The organism is Staphylococcus sp. GW823-FHT05F06, from assembly GCF_058795495.1.
Map to the genome: position 1 here is coordinate 119,650 of NZ_JBXAHW010000003.1, position 18,965 is coordinate 138,614.

Annotated in this window: 19 protein-coding genes and 1 riboswitch; of the genes, 12 read left to right on the top strand and 7 right to left on the bottom strand. The window is 31.4% G+C overall.

The window, feature by feature from the left end:
• Positions 1-173: 173 nt before the first annotated feature.
• From AC1Q7N_RS03330 to AC1Q7N_RS03340, 3 genes are all read right to left on the bottom strand, one after another.
• Positions 174-1,076, bottom strand: a complete 903-nt coding sequence (locus AC1Q7N_RS03330) for a hypothetical protein (protein WP_001829387.1) — start codon at positions 1,074-1,076, stop codon at positions 174-176.
• A 125-nt stretch (positions 1,077-1,201) separates the two neighbouring features.
• Positions 1,202-1,867 carry a hypothetical protein gene (locus tag AC1Q7N_RS03335; RefSeq protein WP_001829400.1) on the bottom strand — a complete coding sequence of 222 codons (666 nt, stop codon included), beginning with the start codon at positions 1,865-1,867 and terminating at the stop codon, positions 1,202-1,204.
• A gap of 127 nt (positions 1,868-1,994) precedes the next feature.
• Complete coding sequence (locus AC1Q7N_RS03340) at positions 1,995-2,402, bottom strand: YflT domain-containing protein (RefSeq protein WP_001829411.1); 408 nt, start codon at positions 2,400-2,402, stop codon at positions 1,995-1,997.
• Between the two features lie 211 nt (positions 2,403-2,613).
• A riboswitch (purine riboswitch) is annotated at positions 2,614-2,716 on the top strand.
• A 282-nt stretch (positions 2,717-2,998) separates the two neighbouring features.
• On the opposite strand from AC1Q7N_RS03340, the gene xpt reads away from it, so the two are divergent.
• From xpt to AC1Q7N_RS03365, 5 genes are all read left to right on the top strand, one after another.
• Positions 2,999-3,577: a xanthine phosphoribosyltransferase gene (gene xpt, locus AC1Q7N_RS03345; protein WP_001829410.1), complete on the top strand. Its 579-nt coding sequence runs from the start codon at positions 2,999-3,001 to the stop codon at positions 3,575-3,577.
• Positions 3,577-4,845 (top strand): xanthine permease PbuX, encoded by a 1,269-nt coding sequence (gene pbuX / locus AC1Q7N_RS03350; protein WP_002455896.1) that lies wholly within the window; start codon positions 3,577-3,579, stop codon positions 4,843-4,845. The genes xpt and pbuX overlap by 1 nt, the downstream gene beginning before the upstream one ends.
• Before the next feature lie 37 nt (positions 4,846-4,882).
• A complete protein-coding gene (gene guaB, locus AC1Q7N_RS03355; protein WP_145376416.1) occupies positions 4,883-6,349 on the top strand; it encodes an IMP dehydrogenase in 1,467 nt (488 codons plus the stop codon).
• A 166-nt stretch (positions 6,350-6,515) separates the two neighbouring features.
• Positions 6,516-8,057, top strand: coding sequence for a glutamine-hydrolyzing GMP synthase (gene guaA / locus AC1Q7N_RS03360; protein ID WP_002468031.1), 1,542 nt, complete (start codon positions 6,516-6,518; stop codon positions 8,055-8,057).
• A 271-nt stretch (positions 8,058-8,328) separates the two neighbouring features.
• On the top strand, positions 8,329-8,493 hold the full coding sequence (locus AC1Q7N_RS03365) for a terminase (RefSeq protein WP_186311565.1): 165 nt from the start codon (positions 8,329-8,331) through the stop codon (positions 8,491-8,493).
• Between the two features lie 27 nt (positions 8,494-8,520).
• Here AC1Q7N_RS03365 and AC1Q7N_RS03370 read toward each other — a convergent pair whose 3' ends face one another.
• Complete coding sequence (locus AC1Q7N_RS03370; protein WP_001105960.1) at positions 8,521-9,195, bottom strand: IS6 family transposase; 675 nt, start codon at positions 9,193-9,195, stop codon at positions 8,521-8,523.
• A gap of 79 nt (positions 9,196-9,274) precedes the next feature.
• The gene (gene blaZ, locus AC1Q7N_RS03375; protein ID WP_145376519.1) at positions 9,275-10,120 is read right to left on the bottom strand and encodes a penicillin-hydrolyzing class A beta-lactamase BlaZ; all 846 of its coding nucleotides are present in this window, start codon (positions 10,118-10,120) and stop codon (positions 9,275-9,277) included.
• Positions 10,121-10,226: 106 nt separating this feature from the next.
• Between blaZ and blaR1 the strand changes: the two genes are divergently transcribed.
• The 4 genes from blaR1 (at position 10,227) to AC1Q7N_RS03395 (ending at position 13,933) form a co-directional block, all read left to right on the top strand.
• Entirely contained in the window at positions 10,227-11,984 is a 1,758-nt protein-coding gene (gene blaR1, locus AC1Q7N_RS03380) for a beta-lactam sensor/signal transducer BlaR1 (RefSeq protein WP_001096386.1), read from the top strand.
• Positions 11,974-12,354 (top strand): penicillinase repressor BlaI, encoded by a 381-nt coding sequence (gene blaI, locus AC1Q7N_RS03385; RefSeq protein ID WP_001284653.1) that lies wholly within the window; start codon positions 11,974-11,976, stop codon positions 12,352-12,354. Before blaR1 ends, blaI begins: the two co-directional genes overlap by 11 nt.
• Before the next feature lie 263 nt (positions 12,355-12,617).
• On the top strand, positions 12,618-13,196 hold the full coding sequence (locus AC1Q7N_RS03390) for a recombinase family protein (protein WP_000690625.1): 579 nt from the start codon (positions 12,618-12,620) through the stop codon (positions 13,194-13,196).
• 125 nt (positions 13,197-13,321) lie between these two features.
• The gene (locus AC1Q7N_RS03395) at positions 13,322-13,933 is read left to right on the top strand and encodes a recombinase family protein (RefSeq protein ID WP_000635275.1); all 612 of its coding nucleotides are present in this window, start codon (positions 13,322-13,324) and stop codon (positions 13,931-13,933) included.
• Positions 13,934-14,082: 149 nt separating this feature from the next.
• Here the strand turns inward: AC1Q7N_RS03395 and AC1Q7N_RS03400 are convergent, their stop codons facing one another.
• Both AC1Q7N_RS03400 and AC1Q7N_RS03405 read right to left on the bottom strand, forming a co-directional pair.
• The gene (locus AC1Q7N_RS03400; protein ID WP_000162894.1) at positions 14,083-14,940 is read right to left on the bottom strand and encodes a YitT family protein; all 858 of its coding nucleotides are present in this window, start codon (positions 14,938-14,940) and stop codon (positions 14,083-14,085) included.
• Positions 14,941-15,188: 248 nt separating this feature from the next.
• Entirely contained in the window at positions 15,189-16,217 is a 1,029-nt protein-coding gene (locus tag AC1Q7N_RS03405) for a gamma-glutamyltransferase (protein ID WP_145376521.1), read from the bottom strand.
• 247 nt (positions 16,218-16,464) lie between these two features.
• Between AC1Q7N_RS03405 and AC1Q7N_RS03410 the strand changes: the two genes are divergently transcribed.
• From AC1Q7N_RS03410 to AC1Q7N_RS03420, 3 genes are all read left to right on the top strand, one after another.
• Positions 16,465-16,653: a hypothetical protein gene (locus AC1Q7N_RS03410; RefSeq protein WP_002455893.1), complete on the top strand. Its 189-nt coding sequence runs from the start codon at positions 16,465-16,467 to the stop codon at positions 16,651-16,653.
• Positions 16,654-16,793: 140 nt separating this feature from the next.
• Positions 16,794-17,411 (top strand): CadD family cadmium resistance transporter, encoded by a 618-nt coding sequence (locus AC1Q7N_RS03415; protein WP_002447710.1) that lies wholly within the window; start codon positions 16,794-16,796, stop codon positions 17,409-17,411.
• 18 nt (positions 17,412-17,429) lie between these two features.
• The gene (locus AC1Q7N_RS03420; RefSeq protein WP_002447711.1) at positions 17,430-17,777 is read left to right on the top strand and encodes an ArsR/SmtB family transcription factor; all 348 of its coding nucleotides are present in this window, start codon (positions 17,430-17,432) and stop codon (positions 17,775-17,777) included.
• Positions 17,778-18,965 lie beyond the last annotated feature (1,188 nt).

An 18,965-nucleotide genomic window follows, 5' to 3' on the forward strand; every position in this document is an offset into this window, starting at 1 on the left:
TAGAACAATGAAAAATGAGAAGTTTATGTTTATCAGAAAAGTGAGCAAAGAGGACGTAAAGAAGTTTATATTAATAAAAAAGACGCGTGCAATCATGCTATAAGAAGACATGATTGCACGCGTTTTTATTTAATATTATGAATAAACATGAGTCAGCTATGAATACAAATCATTTATAAGTTAAATAGACGTGCAAAGAAACCTTTCTTCTCTTCTTTAGGTTGTTGTTGGTAAGTCGATTGAGAAGAAGGTGTAGCTGATGTTGATTGAGAATGAGAAATTGACTCAGATTTTTCTGAGTTAGATACACTTCCTGATTCTGACAAGAACTCGCTTGTAGACGTACTTTTTGATTCAATTTCCGATTTGCTATTTGTATTACTTTCGGATGTTATTGAGTTAGACTCGGACAGAGATGAACTCATTGAATCATTTGCTGATTCAGATTGGCTCAAACTTGCTGTAGTGCTTTGACTTGCGACGTTGCTCTGAGATATTGAAGCGCTATTTGACATTGAATCAAAATGACTGCGTAATTCACTATCTTTTAATTCGTTAGCTTTAGCGATGTCTTTAGATTGTTGTTCTTGTGCTGACTGAATAGCCTCTTGAGAATTTTGGATTGATTTTAAAGATTGGGCATTCGAATCTAATTTTGTTGTAATATCAGTCTGTAATTCTTTGAGTTCCTGTTGTTGCTGATGAACTTGGTTAATCATTTGCCCTAACATTTGACGTTCTTCTCGCATTTTTTGAATTTCAGAACGTAAATCTTCAACGAGTTGTGCTACATTTTGATCAGTTGGTAATTGGCTATCCTCGTCTTTAACAATGACTTGTAAAAAGTCTTTTTCCTTTTCAAGCTCTTCAAATGCTAAATCATAACTATTTGTTTGTTTAACTTTGTTAGCGATATCTGTAAATAATTCGATGTCATCTTCTTTAAAGTCTGTGGCTTCACGACCACGATATTCTGTTTTACTAAGGTGATAGCCTCGTTCCTCTAAATGTTGTACAATTTTTCGGACCTGCTTTTCACTTAGTTCTACACGTTGAGCAAATTCTTTAGTTAACATTGAAAAAGTCCCTTCATATTTTAATTATGTATGGTGACGTTTGTCTTCGGTCAGTGAAACGTCAGTCTTATCTCATATGATAGTTTACCTTTTCTTAATATTGATTTCAAGGTGTTTTAGACAGACTATCTTAAATTCATTTCTTTTAGGAGAGGGTAAATAATTTCTCTTGAAATGCCATTTGCAAAAACATATTTAAGAATATAATTAGATTTGACACTTGTACCATAAATGTCCTTTGTTAATTCAATGTTAGCTTTAATAAATAAATCTACTTTTTGTGGCGTTTCCTCTTGGTTTTGGTTTGGATGAATATAGTCAATGTCGTCCTGCTTTTCAAATTGATTTTCAAAGAGGAATTGACGACGATGTTCTAGTGCATTTCTGAGCTTGTCATCGATGTTAGCAGTCGAGGGTTCTTTTGGAACTTCTAACATGATGAAATTAATATCTCTATTATGAACTTCTTGTGATAAAAGGTTTAATTGTTTTTCTATTGCCTCTAAAGTTAAGGACATTCTTTCATCATGATTGGGGCTTTCTTTTGCGATTAAGTAAATTAAAAATGCAGAATTGGTTGTTGCTTCGTAATGTGCAGTTGCTAAGCTAACTACAGTCTGGTTTTCAATTCCAACGATAAAGGCGTAATCATTTTCTGTTTTATTATTTTCAAGTGAGCGTTTAAAAATTTTACTATCTTCATCTAAACCAATATCCAATTTATCATCATATAATTTGAGTGCCTCGTTAAATAATGGATCTTTAGCTGATTCTATCACTTTAAATTCCATGTTATATCCTCTCCCTAATATTATTCATTCGTAGCGAATTAGCTTTATTTAATGATAAAAAAAACCATAATGTCTGCTCGACGACACAAACATTATGGTGCAATGCTTTTATAATTTAGAAATAAAATTATGCTTTAGGCCCTTCAGACTCTGCGGCATAATGAGTAATATCCACTTCTTTATATGCAGCATTATTATCTTCAACTTCATCATGAGAAGAACGGTCACTGTTAGCAACAACGAGCATTTTATCGTTTAAAATATCTTGTTTATATCCTTCTAGTTCATTGTCAGTTAAATCATAACGAGATAATACTGTTTCTTCTCCATCTTCACCTGTAAGTAAACGAGACATACGGTCACTAAATGAGCCACTTGTAGCCATTAACGAGATTTGAGAGTTGTGTAAATCATCTAAGTGCAACTTACTTTTACTGATAACAGCTAATTCTGTCTCTAAATAACCTTCAGATTTTTTTTGATTGATGACTTTATATAATTCATCTTGGTTATTCACTACAGTAATTTTTGCCATGATTATCGCCCCTTTTAAAAATGTTGTCTTACATGGTTATACCCTAGTCTAATTTAATAAAACTATTACACAGATAATTATATAATTTTGTATTAAAACATTTCAATGATAATTCATCCTTTAATATAACGCTTACACTGAATTTTGATGCTTTTTGAATCGTGAACATCTCTTTAATTATATTGAAAATACAACAAAAATTTGCTATTATCATAAAATAATTTATATGACTCATATAATCTAGAGAATATGGCTTTAGAAGTTTCTACCGTGTCGCCATAAACGACACGACTATGAGTAACAATCCAATACATTAAGAGCAGTTTAAATCGCTAAAGCAACATAAAAGTGAAACGCATTTGGTATAACTGGTAACAAATGAGGATACACATAAGCCTGTATAAATTGAGTGCAATTGTTTAAGTTTTATCAAATTTAATAAGCGTTTTTAGGATTACGTATGCGTATCTTCTTCTTAATTTGCTTTAAGGCAAAGTATTGCACGTTCACTCATAGATCCTGAAACTATTAATGGTAGTTTGAGGTTTTTTTGTATCTAGGAATCGAATTTGAATTTACTTGAGGAGGTTTTTTGAGTGGAGTCGTTAGGACGAAAAGTCAAAGAAGATGGCGTTGTCATCGATGAGAAAATTTTGAAGGTAGATGGATTTTTAAATCATCAAATTGATGCAAAGTTGATGAATGATGTAGGTAAAACATTTTATGAGTCTTTCAAAGACGCTGGTATTACTAAAATTTTAACTATTGAAGCTTCTGGTATTGCGCCTGCTATTATGGCTTCTTTTCATTTTGATGTTCCTTGTCTATTTGCTAAAAAAGCTAAACCTAGTACTTTGAAAGATGGCTTTTATAGCACGGATATTCATTCATTTACAAAAAATAAAACGAGTACAGTCATTGTATCTGAAGAATTTTTAGGTGCAGACGATAAAGTACTTATCATTGATGACTTTTTAGCTAATGGTGATGCTTCGCTAGGTCTTAATGACATTGTAAAACAAGCAAATGCGACGACAGTTGGCGTGGGTATTGTGGTTGAAAAAAGTTTCCAAAATGGTCGCCAACGTTTAGAAGATGCAGGCTTATATGTATCTTCACTTTGTAAGGTAGCTTCATTAAAAGGCAATAAGGTAACTCTTTTAGGTGAAGCGTAATGAAAAATTTCATATTAAGTGTGCAACATTTGTTAGCGATGTATGCAGGGGCTATTCTTGTTCCTATTATTGTGGGGACAAGCTTAAAATTTTCAGCTGAAGAAATTGCTTATCTAGTTACTGTTGATATATTTATGTGCGGGGTAGCGACATTTCTTCAAGCAAATAAAGTCACAGGGACTGGATTACCGATTGTACTAGGATGTACGTTTACTGCCGTTGCACCTATGATACTCATCGGTCAAACGAAAGGACTTGATGTTTTATATGGTTCGCTTTTAATATCCGGTATCTTAGTTGTTTTAATTGCACCTTTTTTCTCTTATTTAGTTAAATTCTTTCCACCTGTTGTAACAGGAAGTGTTGTGACAATTATTGGAATCAATTTAATGCCAGTTGCAATGAATTACTTGGCAGGTGGTGAAGGAGCGAAAAACTATGGCGATACTAAGAATTTAATATTAGGTGGTGTTACACTACTCATTATTCTTATTTTGCAAAGATTTACAAAGGGCTTCTTGAAATCAATTGCGATACTTATAGGATTAGCAATAGGTACTGCTTTAGCTGGTATATTTGGAATGGTTGATATCAAACAAGTGGGTGATGCACATTGGTTTGGTTTCCCTGTGCCATTCAGATTTTCTGGCTTCGGATTTGATGTCAGCTCAATACTTGTATTTTTCATTGTTGCAGTTGTAAGTTTAATTGAATCTACTGGTGTCTATCATGCACTGAGTGAAATTACTGGTAGAAAACTAGAAAGAAAAGATTTTCGAAAAGGGTACACTGCGGAAGGTCTAGCAATCATTTTAGGTTCAATATTTAATGCGTTCCCTTACACTGCATATTCCCAAAATGTAGGTCTTGTTTCTTTATCAGGAGCTAAAAAGAACAATGTGATATATGGAATGGTTATTCTTTTACTAATTTGTGGTTGTATACCTAAATTAGGTGCTTTAGCTAATATTATTCCATTGCCGGTTTTAGGTGGGGCAATGATAGCAATGTTTGGAATGGTTATGGCATACGGCGTTAGTATTTTGGGTAACATTAATTTCCAAAATCAAAATAATTTATTAATTATTGCAATTTCAGTAGGGTTAGGTGCTGGTATTAGTGCAGTACCTCAAGCATTTAAAGGATTAGGAGAACAATTTGCTTGGTTAACTCAAAATGGTATAGTGCTTGGCGCAATTTCTGCAATCATCTTAAATTTCTTTTTTAATGGTATAAAGTATAAACAAACTGAAGAAAATGTGAAATAATGTAACTAAGTATAAATAAAATTGGAGGCTGTTTTTAATGTGGGAAAATAAATTTGCTAAAGAATCTTTAACATTCGACGACGTGTTACTCATTCCAGCTGCATCAGATGTTTTACCAAGCGATGTTGACTTAAGTGTCAAATTATCAGATAAGATCAAGTTAAACATTCCTGTTATCTCAGCAGGTATGGATACAGTAACTGAATCAAAAATGGCAATTGCTATGGCTCGACAAGGCGGTTTAGGTGTTATTCATAAGAATATGGGCGTCGAAGAGCAAGCTGATGAGGTAAAAAAGGTTAAACGTTCAGAAAATGGTGTTATTTCTAACCCGTTCTTCTTAACACCGGAAGAAAGTGTGTATGAGGCTGAAGCATTAATGGGTAAATACCGTATCTCTGGTGTACCCATTGTCGATAATCAAGAGGATCGCAAGTTGATTGGGATTTTAACAAATCGTGATTTACGTTTTATTGAAGATTTTTCAATTAAAATATCAGATGTAATGACGAAAGATAATTTAATAACAGCTCCAGTTGGTACGACTTTAGATGAAGCCGAGGCTATTCTTCAAAAACATAAGATTGAGAAACTTCCATTAGTAGAAAATGGTCGTTTAGAAGGATTAATCACTATTAAAGATATTGAAAAAGTACTTGAATTCCCATATGCAGCTAAAGATGAACATGGCAGATTGTTAGCTGCGGCAGCAATCGGTACGTCTAAAGATACTGAAATTCGTGCACAAAAACTAGTTGAAGCTGGCGTAGATGCATTAATTATTGATACAGCTCATGGTCATTCTAAAGGCGTTATTAATCAAGTTAAACACATCAAGGAAACATATCCTGAAATTACTGTTGTCGCTGGTAACGTAGCGACTGCAGAGGCAACACGTGCTTTATTTGAAGCGGGTGCCGATGTTGTTAAAGTAGGTATTGGTCCAGGCTCAATTTGCACAACACGTGTTGTTGCAGGTGTAGGTGTGCCTCAAATTACAGCAGTTTATGATTGTGCTACAGAAGCCCGTAAGCATGGTAAGGCTATTATTGCTGATGGTGGTATTAAGTTCTCAGGTGATATTATCAAAGCATTAGCTGCTGGTGGTCATGCGGTTATGTTAGGTAGTTTGTTAGCTGGTACAGAAGAAAGTCCTGGTGCAACTGAAGTATTCCAAGGTAGACAATATAAAGTTTATCGCGGTATGGGATCTTTAGGTGCTATGGAAAAAGGTTCAAATGATCGTTACTTCCAAGAAGATAAGACGCCAAGAAAATTTGTTCCTGAAGGTATTGAAGGTCGTACAGCTTATAAAGGACCATTACAAGATACAATTTATCAACTTATGGGTGGCGTTAGAGCTGGTATGGGTTATACTGGTTCAGAAAACCTAAAAAAATTACGTGAAGAAGCACAATTTACACGTATGGGACCAGCTGGTTTAGCTGAAAGTCATCCTCACAATGTTCAAATTACGAAAGAATCACCAAACTATTCTTTCTAGTGTTAAACTTTGGGTGATGAATTAATCATTTGTAGGAACGTGCTTAATTCTTAAAACAACAATGCTTAATGATACGTTACAATACTTAAAGCTATCATTTAGAGCATTGATAGGCGCGTTTCTCTTACTTTTACATAAAATCAAACAATAAAGGAGATTCATGACTATGGAAATGGCGAAAGAGCAAGAGCTGATTCTTGTTTTAGACTTTGGTAGCCAATATAACCAGTTAATTACGCGTCGTATCCGTGAGATGGGCGTTTATAGTGAATTACATGATCACGAAATTTCTATTGAAGAAATTAAACGAATGAATCCTAAAGGTATCATTCTTTCAGGTGGTCCAAATTCAGTGTATGAAGAGGGGTCATTTACCATCGACCCTGAAATTTACAATTTAGGTATTCCAGTTTTAGGTATTTGTTATGGTATGCAATTAACGACTAAGCTTTTAGGTGGTAAAGTTGAGCGTGCCAATGAGCGTGAATATGGCAAAGCTACAATTAACGCTAAATCAGATGAACTTTTCTTTGGCTTACCTTCTGAACAAACAGTATGGATGAGTCATTCTGATAAAGTAATTGAAATTCCTGAAGGATTTGAAGTGATTGCAGATAGTCCAAGTACTAATTATGCAGCTATTGAAGATAAAAAACGTCGCATTTACGGTGTACAATTCCATCCAGAAGTACGTCATACTGAATATGGGAACGACTTACTAAGAAACTTCGTCCGCCGTGTTTGTAATTGTACAGGTGAATGGACGATGGAGAATTTCATTGAAATTGAAATTGAGAAAATCCGTCAACAAGTAGGTAATCGTAAAGTATTATGTGCAATGAGTGGTGGAGTAGATTCATCCGTAGTTGCTGTACTTTTACATAAGGCAATCGGCGACCAATTAACATGTATTTTTGTGGACCATGGTCTATTACGTAAAGGTGAAGGTGACATGGTCATGGAGCAATTCGGTGAAGGTTTTGATATGAATATTATTCGTGTTAATGCTCAAGAACGCTTCATGAGTAAACTAAAAGGTGTTTCTGATCCAGAACGTAAACGTAAAATCATTGGTAATGAGTTTGTATATGTCTTTGATGACGAAGCTGCGAAATTAACAGATGTAGATTTCTTAGCTCAAGGTACGTTATATACGGATGTGATTGAATCAGGTACTAAGACAGCTCAAACAATTAAATCTCACCATAATGTAGGTGGATTACCTGAAGACATGGAATTTGAACTTATTGAACCGATCAATACATTATTCAAAGATGAAGTGCGCGCATTAGGAATAGAATTAGGTATACCTGAACACTTAGTTTGGAGACAGCCGTTCCCAGGACCTGGATTAGGTATCCGTGTACTTGGAGAAATTACTGAAGATAAGCTTGAAATTGTTCGTGAATCAGATGCGATTTTACGTGAAGTGATTCGTGAGGAAGGTCTTGAAAGAGATATCTGGCAATACTTTACAGTACTTCCAGGTATTCAATCGGTCGGTGTCATGGGAGACTACCGTACGTATGATCATACTGTAGGTATTCGTGCGGTAACATCCATCGATGGCATGACTAGTGACTTTGCTAGAATTGATTGGGAAGTCTTACAAAAGATTTCAAGTCGAATTGTCAATGAGGTGGACCACGTTAATCGCGTTGTCTATGACATTACCTCTAAGCCACCAAGTACAATTGAGTGGGAATAGAATATAATATAATAATGCAACAACCCTTTAACAGCAATGGTTAGAGGGTTGTTTTTGTATTTCCGAAGTTGGAAAAGGGCGGTGGATGAAAGTTTATTAGGTATTAATGAATAACTATATTTATTAACCAATTCAGCTAATGGTGACGGAAACTAAGGAAATTGTTATAAAATGTGGTGAATATAAGGAAAATCTATAAAACGGTAAATTGCAACTTGTTTATAATGAATATGTATAGCTAGTAGAAGGCCATACTAAGCCAAGTGATTGTTTGAAAGTTCGTGATGATATGCTTGGGAAATGCCATAAACTATTTACTGAGAGAAAAGAGTTTACAGGTGATACGCCAGTAATTGTTAATATTGGCGAATGGGATGAGGGCGATGAAGAAGATAAACAGAGAGCGGTTCTGTTGCAAAGTAAAAAATATAGCTAATCACTAATATATCATGTCAGTGTTCGTTTAACTTGCTAGCATGATGCTAATTTCGTGGCATGGGGAAAATCCGTAGATCTGAAGAGACCTACGGTTCTTTTTATATAGAGCGTAAATACATTCAATACCTTTTAAAGTATTCTTTGCCGTATTGATACTTTGATATCTTGTCTTTCTTACTTTAATATGACGGTGATCTTGCTCAATGAGGTTATTCAGATATTTCGATGTACAATGACAGTCAGGTTTAAGTTTAAAAGCTTTAATTATTTTAGCCATTGCTGCCTTCGTTGAAGGTGCCTGATCTGTAACTACCTTTTGAGGCTTACCAAATTGTTTAATGAGACGTTTGATAAACGCATATGCTGAATGATTATCTCGTTGCTTACGCAACCAAATATCTAATGTATGTCCCTCTGTATCAATGGCACGATATAAATAGCTCCATTTTCCTTTTATTTTGATATACGTCTCATCAATACGCCATTTGTAATAAGCTTTTTTATGCTTTTTCTTCCAAATTTGATATAAAATTGGGGCATATTCTTGAACCCAACGGTAGATCGTTGAATGATGAACGTTTACACCACGTTCTCTTAATATTTCAGATATATCACGATAGCTCAATGCATATCTTAGATAGTAGCCAACGGCTACAGTGATAACATCCTTGTTAAATTGTTTATATCTGAAATAGTTCATACAGAAGACTCCTTTTTGTTAAAATTATATTATAAATTCAACTTTGCAACAGAACCGTATTTATTATGCATTTAGAATATTAAAATTCCTTCATTACACTCTTGGCGGTTTCACTTATCAACTTATCATTTGGCTTATCACTTTTATTGTCTTTATTCGTAAAAATGACTAAAACAATAGGTTCAGATTGGCCCTTAGGATAAACAAAAGCAACATCATTTCTAGAAGCATATGTTATTGCTTGACCACTTTTATCAGCAACATTACAGTCTTTTGAAACACCGTCTTTAATTAAAGTATCTCCGCTTTTATTATTTAACATTAAATCAAGTAAGAATTTTTTGTTTTCTTTGCTTAATTTTCCATTTGCGATAAGTTTATTTAAAGTCTTACCGAAAGCAGCAGGTGTTGAAGTATCTTTTTTGCTCTTTGGTGAATAGTAATTTAATTCTATCTCATATCTAACTGGATTTGTTACTTTATCTCCTAGTTCTTTTAGACGTTGTTTAACTTTTTTGATTCCACCAATTTCTTTTATAATTTTATTGTTTGCTGTATTATCACTATATGCCATTGAAGCCTCAATAAGTTCTTTTAAAGTGATATCTTTTCCTACATATTTTTCTAAAATAGGAGAATAAGCAACTATATCATCTTTGTTAATATGTATTTTTTTATTTAACTTATTATAAGGTACTTGTTCTAACAAAATAGCACTATTTATCGCTTTTGAAGTCGAAGCATAGGCAAATCTCTTATCTGAATTAAATTTTACTTCCTTACCACTTTTAGTATCTAAAGCATAAACACCAATATGAGCATTATATTTTTTTTCTAAATCATTTAACTCTTTGGCATGTGAACTGTTTGAATTACATGCACTTAAAACTAAAGCAATTGCAATTAAAAATATTAACTTTTTCAAAATAAACCCTCCAATATTACAGTTGTAATTTTTACAAATTAATAATATTACAATTGTAATATTGGTGTCAATTGTTTATTATAAATAATTGAAAGAAGGTGTCAAAATGGCTAAATTACTAATAATGAGCGTAGTAAGCTTTTGTTTTATATTTCTATTGTTAGTATTTTTTAGGTATATATTAAAACGCTATTTTAATTATAGTTTAAATTATAAAGTTTGGTATCTAACTGTGCTTGCTGGATTAATTCCTTTTATCCCAATTAAATTCTCTTTTATAAAATTTAATAATGTGAATAATCAATCGCCCACAGTTGAAAGTAGGTCACACGACTTGAACCATAACATAAATACCACCAAACCTGTTCAAGAGTTCACAACAGATATCCATAAGTTTAATTGGGATTCAATTGATAATATCTGCACAGTTATTTGGATAGTTTTGGTTATTATTTTAAGTTTTAAATTTTTGAAATCCTTATTATATCTTAAATATTTAAAGAGACAGTCACTTTATCTAAACGAAAATGAAAAAAATAAAATAGATACGATACTTTTCAACCATCAATATAAAAAAAATATTGTGATTCGAAAAGCAGAGACTATTCAATCTCCAATAACTTTTTGGTATGGGAAATATATTATTTTGATTCCTAGTTCATATTTTAAAAGTGTAATTGACAAAAGACTAAAATATATAATATTGCATGAATATGCTCATGCTAAAAATAGAGATACTTTACATTTAATTATCTTTAATATCTTCTCTATTGTTATGAGTTACAATCCATTAATACATATTGTAAAAAGAAAGATAATTCATGACAATGAAGTAGAAGCCGATAGATTTGTTCTTAATAATATTAACAAAAATGAATTTAAAACTTATGCGGAATCTATTATGGACTCCGTATTAAATATTCCATTTTTTAATAAAAATATATTAAGCCATTCATTTAATGGTAAAAAGTCATTACTCAAAAGAAGATTAATTAATATAAAAGAAGCCAATTTGAAAAAACAGTCCAAATTAATTCCAATTTTTATTTGTATTTTTACTTTTTTGCTCATGGTAATTCAAAGCCAGTTTTTGATGGGGCAATCCATAACTGATTATAATTATAAAAAGCCCTTACAGAACGATCACCAAATTTTAGATGAAAGTAAAAATTTTGGTTCAAATAGTGGATCTTTCGTCATGTACAGCATGAAGAAAGACAAATACTATATTTATAATGAAAAAGAAAGTAGAAAGAGATATTCTCCTGATTCAACTTATAAAATTTATTTAGCGATGTTTGGACTTGACCATCATATCATAAGTGATAAAAATTCACGTATGTCATGGAATCATAAACATTATCCTTTCGAGTCTTGGAATAAGGAACAAGATTTAAATACAGCAATGCAAAATTCAGTTAATTGGTACTTCGAACGTATTAGTAATCAAATACCAAAGAACTATACTGCGGCTCAACTCAAGCAATTAAATTATGGTAATGAAAACTTGGGAAGTTATAAAAGCTATTGGATGGAAGATAGTTTGAAAATATCTAATCTTGAACAAGTAATAGTTTTTAAAAATATGATGGAACAAAATAACCATTTTAGTAAAAAAGCAAAGAATCAATTATCTTCTTCATTATTGATTAAGAAAAATGAAAAGTATGAACTGTATGGGAAAACAGGTACAGGTATAGTAAACGGGAAGTATAATAATGGGTGGTTTGTAGGTTACGTAATTACAAATCATGATAAGTATTATTTTGCTACACATTTATCAGATGGAAAGCCGTCTGGGAAAAATGCTGAATTAATCAGTGAAAAAATATTAAAAGAAATGGGTGTTTTAAATGGCCAATAAGCAAGTTGAAATATCTATGGCTGAATGGGATGTTATGAATATAATATGGGATAAAAAATCAGTATCAGCTAATGAAATTGTAGTTGAAATTCAAAAATATAAAGAAGTTAGCGATAAAACGATTAGAACATTAATCACAAGACTATATAAAAAAGAGATTATAAAACGATACAAATCAGAGAATATTTATTTTTACTCATCAAATATTAAAGAAGACGATATTAAAATGAAAACTGCTAAAACCTTTCTTAATAAACTGTATGGAGGGGACATGAAAAGTTTAGTGCTGAATTTTGCGAAAAATGAAGAATTAAATAACAAAGAAATTGAAGAATTGCGAGACATTTTAAATGATATTAGTAAAAAGTAATTAGAGATATGTTTCAAACATAATACATATGTAAACTATGCTTGACTCTTATTAAATTAGTTTTGTTAATAACATTTAAAATATTTTATTAAATATGAGAGTGTCCAGAAAATAACCATTTTCTATACACTCTCTTTTTATGTCTATATATATAGCAAGTATACATATTTTAGTGTTCAATAACCCAACAGAAAATCTATGTTCATAAATATGGTTAGAATTAAGTTATGATACAATGAAGATGTATATAGGAGGTTTGTATTTTGAAAATAGGTTATGCAAGAGTTTCAACTGGTTTACAAAATTTAAATTTGCAGGAAGATCAATTAAATCAATATGGTTGTGAAAAGATATTTAGCGACCACATAAGTGGATCAAAAAGTAAACGTCCTGGTTTAGATAAAGCCATTGAATTTGCGAGGGCAGGAGATACGATTGTTGTTTGGAGACTAGATAGACTAGGGCGTAATATGGAAGATTTAATCACATTAGTTAATGAACTTAATAATCGAGGCGTGAGTTTTCATAGTTTAGAAGAAAATATAACAATGGATAAATCAAGTTCTACAGGACAATTGTTATTTCATTTATTCGCAGCATTTGCAGAGTTTGAACGCAACTTAATTTTAGAACGTTCTTCAGCAGGACGAATTGCCGCTCGTGCTAGAGGACGCTATGGAGGTCGTCCCGAAAAATTAAATAAACAAGATTTAAAGTTACTCAAAACACTTTATGATAATGGAACACCAATTAAAACTATTGCAGAACAATGGAAAGTTTCACGTACCACAATCTATCGTTATCTCAATAGGTTAAATAATCAAGAAAATAAAGATAAATAATATTACTAAGTTTTAAGAAAGATAAAAATAGACAGGACACACCCTAATCATACAAAATGAATTGTTGAAATTACAGCAATTAAAATGTATGATTAGGGTGTATATTAATTATGAGGTGAAACTAAATGATTGTGGGCTATGCGCGGGTATCATCAGTAGATCAAAATTTAGAAAGACAACTTGAAAATTTAAAAACATTTGGTGCTGAAAAAATTTTTACAGAAAAACAATCAGGTCAATCTATAGAAAACAGACCCGTCTTTCAAGAAGCATTGAACTTTGTGAGAATGGGAGATCGTTTTGTCGTGGAATCAATTGATCGTTTAGGTCGTAATTATGATGAAGTCATTAATACCGTTAATTATCTTAAAGAGAAAGAAGTACAATTGATGATTACCAGTCTACCAATGATGAATGAAGTCATTGGTAATCCATTATTAGATAAATTTATGAAAGATTTAATTATACAGATATTAGCAATGGTTTCAGAACAAGAAAGAAATGAAAGTAAACGTCGACAAGCTCAAGGGATTCAAGTTGCGAAAGAGAAAGGCGTATATAAAGGACGACCTTTATTATATTCTCCCAATGCGAAAGATCCTCAAAAACGTGTTATCTATCATCGTGTTGTAGAAATGTTAGAGGAAGGCAAAGCGATTAGTAAAATTGCGAAAGAAGTGAATATTACAAGACAAACTGTTTATAGAATTAAACACGATAACGATGATTTGTTTTAATAAACGGTTTTTCAATGCAAATGAGAGCTTCTCACAGCGTCTGAAAACTTATGGTGATCAATTATTCTGAGATTTTAATATTAAAACAAGAAAAGAGAGAACCAATAAAAAGCTACCTAATAACTGGTAGCTTTTTATTTATCGTAATTTTAATATATATCTGATTTTTTCATATTTCCAGCCTTAACTTCTGCTGTATCATATATTGCGATAAATGCGTCTGGGTCTACATCATTTATAATTTCTTTAAGTTTTTGTTCTTCGAGTTTATTAATAACACAAGAAATTTCTACAAATGAATTATTTTCTTCATCAATAGTCACTTTTGTAAATGTGCAATACCTTCCCAGTCTTTCTTTAATTTCTTTATTCATAATGTCATAATCTTTTGTAATAATTTTAAACGTTTTCGAACCACTTAGTCCTTCTTCAATAATATGTATAACTTTTGAAGCAATAAAATATGCGAGCGCTGATAAAATGGCACCTTTAAAGCCAAAAACAGTAGAAACAAGTATAAATACGAATGTATTGAGAAATAAAATTAAATCACTTGTTCCGAAAGGTAACTTTCTAGATAATAAAACGGCTAACATATCTATACCATCTAATGCCCCACCATTTCTAAGGGCAAGACCCATGCCTAATCCAATAACAACTCCACCAACTACAGTAATAAGTAGTGAATCACCTTCAATAATTGTTGGTACATGATGCATAATCGAAGTGAATATAGATAATGATAAGATACCTATTATTGAAAATATAGCAAACTTACGTCCGATTTGTTTATAACCTAACCATATAAATGGTAAATTGATTATTCCTATTAATATTCCTAAAGGTAAACCAAACAAAGTGGAACCTACAATACTAATCCCTGTGACTCCTCCGTCAGAAACGTTATTTGGGATTAATATAGATTCCAAACCATATGCTGTAATAAGTGCCCCAATTATAATAAGTAAAATCCTGCCGAATGATATAATCACCATTTTTTTTGTCATTTTTGAACTCCTATTTTTATTATTAAAAAGTCTTCACCTATATTATAACTTGTTTTATCAATTTAATGAAATTGGTGTTAATGATTGATATCATATTTTTTTAAACAAAATTCTAAAAAAGATAATTTAATGTTTAATCAGCGTCTAATACTCAAAGTAAATAAATGAAAAATTTCCCAAGGCATTTACAAATATATTAAAATACACCAATCTCTAAAATTTTGAAGATTGGTGTATTTTAAATCAGTTTATCTGGTTCCTACATCATTTGCAATTTCAGTTTTTTTATTTTTAATATGATAAATACCTGCTTGAACACTTCCAAAATTAGGATTATCTTTTTCTTCTTTAATATTGTAACCTTGATTTTGAAGTATATCTAAATACTTTTTATTCATCCCTTTTTCAAAATGTACTGTATTACCATCATTATAAAATCTAGGTTTATATATACTATCTTGCAACGATCCATTACCTCTAAGGTAATCAATAATTACTTCATTAAGAATAGTTGGTATTTTATTTCCACCAGGGCTACCAATTCCCATATAGTAGTCTGGTCCAACTATAATTGTTGGAGATATATATGACCTTGGCACAGTATTTTTAGCATGATAATTGTTACTATCTTTATTATCAGAGAAGTTCGTCATGGAATTATTCATATAGAATCCTTCATCCATATATTTACCAGACCCAAAGTATCCTGATAGTGTATTTGTCGTACTCGTCATTTGACCTTGTTTGTCAACGACTACAAAGTGTAAAGTACTCGTTTTCTTAACACTATTATCGCTAATAGAGTCAGATGTATTTTGATTGTTATATTTATTACTTATATACATATTTGAAAGGTATTCTTGAGAGAAGTTCGTTTTAGCATTAACGATATCTCTATTACTGTACATTAAATCTCTTCCTGATAAAACACTATTTAAGTATTGTTCATCACTTTGACCATTATTAAGCATCTCATCTAATTTTAAACCTTGTAGCATTAATCCGCCACCTAAGGGATTAGATGATGAATAAACATGGGTATTTAAATACTTTGTTTCACTTGGTTTTTTCTGTTTTGATTTATAATTATTAAAATCAGTTTTATCAATCTGGCCGTTTAATTCTGTAGTTAGATGCTTTGCAAGTTTATCGTAAAAGTAATTAGGCCCATTATTTTTAATGCCTTTTAATGTTTTAGTAAGTTGTGGCTGCTTTACAATATCTCCATTTTTAACAGTATTACCATCTCCTTTGAAAAAAGGAGATGATTTATCAATACCTTTGCTATATTTTTTTACTTTGCAACAGAACCCAGAGAGCTCTAGATAAAATAAAAGAAAACTATCCTAATAGAACTATGATTGTGGATGATATACCGTTAGAGGATTAAATAGAGCCTATCTGAAAATATTCAGATGGGCATTTTTAGGTTTTTAATTGCGGAGTTATTTTGTTAGAATTTAAATTAATTAATAAATTATAATTTAAAAGAGGTAAGATTAAAAAATAATAGGAGAATGGTAATTGGACAAAGTTAATTACTTTTTAAAAGCTTTAGTATTGGTAATTATGCTTCGTTGTACCATGAATTATTTACTTCCATCACCTGATACAATAACTTTTGAAATTTTAGATGGGCTTGCTTTTGGTGTTTTAACTGTATTTTTAATTAATTGGATTATTGGAATTTTTAAGAAGTATTCACAAAAATAAATCGCTCATTTATGTTGATTTTGAAATTGTTAAGAATTCTAAGTATCGATATCAATAAAGCAATTGGAATAAAGCATCTATGATTATTTGAAAACATAAGTTACAATATATTCAAAAATATTTTTGAATGAGGTGTAATTATGATTCAGACTATTGTAACTGCTGCTATTCTGTATATTGCGACAGCAGTAGATTTATTAGTGATTTTGTTAATATTTTTTGCTAAAGCAAAGACTAAAAAGGAATATCGAGATATTTATATTGGTCAATATGTAGGATCTGTGACATTGATTGTCGTAAGTTTATTCTTTGCCTTTGTCTTAAATTATGTTCCTGAAAAATGGATATTAGGATTATTAGGGTTAATACCGATTTATTTAGGAATTAAAGTGGCTATTTATGATGATTGTGAAGGAGAAAAGAGAGCTAAAAAAGAATTGAATGAAAAAGGATTGTCTAAATTAGTTGGTACGGTTGCAATTGTTACGATAGCAAGTTGTGGTGCTGATAATATTGGTTTATTTGTTCCGTATTTTGTGACATTAAGTGTTACTAATTTATTCATTACTTTGTTTGTCTTTTTAATTTTAATTTTCTTCTTGGTATTTACTGCACAAAAATTAGCTAATATTCCAGGAGTTGGAGAAATTGTTGAGAAATTTAGCCGTTGGATTATGGCTGTTATTTATATAGCTTTAGGTTTATTTATTATTATAGAAAATGACACTATTCAAACAATTTTAGGATTTATATTTTAATTTAGGGTGTGATTTCATATGAGTTATGAAAATGCTTGTGATGTGATCTGTGTACATGAGGATAAAGTTAACAATGCTTTAAGTTTTTTAGAAGATGATAAATCTAAGAAATTACTTAACATTTTAGAAAAAATTTGTGATGAGAAGAAATTGAAAATTATATTATCTTTGATTAAAGAAGATGAGTTGTGTGTTTGTGATATTTCTTTGATATTGAAAATGAGTGTTGCTTCAACTTCACATCATTTAAGACTTTTATATAAAAATGAGGTACTTGATTTTTATAAAGAGGGAAAGATGGCATATTATTTTATTAAAGACGATGAAATAAGAGAATTTTTCTCTAAAAATCAGGAGGGTTTTTGAAGCGAGTTGAAAACGAGTTTCCTCTTGCTTTGATATTATACAGAAATAATACTAAAATAAAAAATAAATGTAAGCGTGATTTATAAACACAAAAGTAGATGTTTAACATTTACAATTATAGTTTTCTTAAAGATAATGAACGTATCTACTGAAATGTACTACTCAAAATTGAGTATCCTTTAAATGACTGTATCCGCTAGATGTAGTCTTTTTAACTTGTCAAAACTTGACATTTCATAAAGTTACAAACAGATTTAAAAGTACGCTTGTAACCAGTACCTTAAAATAGGTAAGTGGTTTGATATTAGAATAAAGGGTGCCTCAAATTAGGGGTACCTTTTTGTGTATAACCGAACCCAATGTGGTTTCGTTAAATGTGTCCGTAAGTGGACGTATTATCTACTTAGCTTAATATCCTCAAATTTGGGGATATTGATTTATACACAGCCCCAATGTGGGTTCAGTAATAGACTGAATAACTCTATATATTTACTCAGCTCAAATGTGAGCGTATTAATTAATAATACAAATGCTGACGCACTAAGTCAGTGCATTAGAAAACGAAAATATTCGTTCTCTAAAATTAAGCTGAATACAGCCGAAATGTCGGCACTAGTAGATATATCACAACGGTAAATCAGAAAACGACTATATCCGTTCTATAAGTTCAGACAAGCCAAATGTGGCTTGTCTGAATATATATAGCTAGAAAACTCAAATATGAGTTCTCTTATATCCAAACTACTAAAACGTTACTTTGGAAAACCGAAATATCGGTTATCTAACTTATAGATGTGCGTAGTCAATTTGGCTACGCAGCTTAAAATGAAAATTTTAATATGTGGGATATTATCACTCCCCAAATCTGAGGAATGAAAGCTATGTACCTACAATGAGTACGCAGCTTATAGTCGAAATATATTTATGATGTATAATCTCGTGGCGCAGATTTGCGCAGTGAGTTTCACAGTCCAAATATGGACAGTGATATATACAAATTTGTTTACATCTCATACAGTATTTTAGCGTGTAAGCTGACGCACCACTTTAGTGCATGAGCTTATGTAACAATTTGTGACGGTAGCTACTAATTGAATATAGCAACCGCTTCGATATGTAGGCACATTCTCAATTTAAGCATATGTTAATACACGGGTGTAGTCCTAAATTAGGATTGCAGCATTTATC

Excerpts from the sequence above, each read along its gene's own strand:
- pbuX (WP_002455896.1), top strand. The coding sequence starts at position 3,577 with ATGAAAAATTTCATATTAAGTGTGCAACATTTGTTAGCGATGTATGCA.
- blaI (WP_001284653.1), top strand. The coding sequence starts at position 11,974 with ATGGCCAATAAGCAAGTTGAAATATCTATGGCTGAATGGGATGTTATG.
- AC1Q7N_RS03330 (WP_001829387.1), bottom strand. The coding sequence starts at position 1,076 with ATGTTAACTAAAGAATTTGCTCAACGTGTAGAACTAAGTGAAAAGCAG.
- blaR1 (WP_001096386.1), top strand. The coding sequence starts at position 10,227 with ATGGCTAAATTACTAATAATGAGCGTAGTAAGCTTTTGTTTTATATTT.
- AC1Q7N_RS03370 (WP_001105960.1), bottom strand. The coding sequence starts at position 9,195 with ATGAACTATTTCAGATATAAACAATTTAACAAGGATGTTATCACTGTA.
- AC1Q7N_RS03400 (WP_000162894.1), bottom strand. The coding sequence starts at position 14,940 with ATGACAAAAAAAATGGTGATTATATCATTCGGCAGGATTTTACTTATT.
- AC1Q7N_RS03415 (WP_002447710.1), top strand. The coding sequence starts at position 16,794 with ATGATTCAGACTATTGTAACTGCTGCTATTCTGTATATTGCGACAGCA.
- AC1Q7N_RS03420 (WP_002447711.1), top strand. The coding sequence starts at position 17,430 with ATGAGTTATGAAAATGCTTGTGATGTGATCTGTGTACATGAGGATAAA.
- guaA (WP_002468031.1), top strand. The coding sequence starts at position 6,516 with ATGGAAATGGCGAAAGAGCAAGAGCTGATTCTTGTTTTAGACTTTGGT.
- AC1Q7N_RS03395 (WP_000635275.1), top strand. The coding sequence starts at position 13,322 with ATGATTGTGGGCTATGCGCGGGTATCATCAGTAGATCAAAATTTAGAA.
- guaB (WP_145376416.1), top strand. The coding sequence starts at position 4,883 with ATGTGGGAAAATAAATTTGCTAAAGAATCTTTAACATTCGACGACGTG.
- AC1Q7N_RS03335 (WP_001829400.1), bottom strand. The coding sequence starts at position 1,867 with ATGGAATTTAAAGTGATAGAATCAGCTAAAGATCCATTATTTAACGAG.
- AC1Q7N_RS03340 (WP_001829411.1), bottom strand. The coding sequence starts at position 2,402 with ATGGCAAAAATTACTGTAGTGAATAACCAAGATGAATTATATAAAGTC.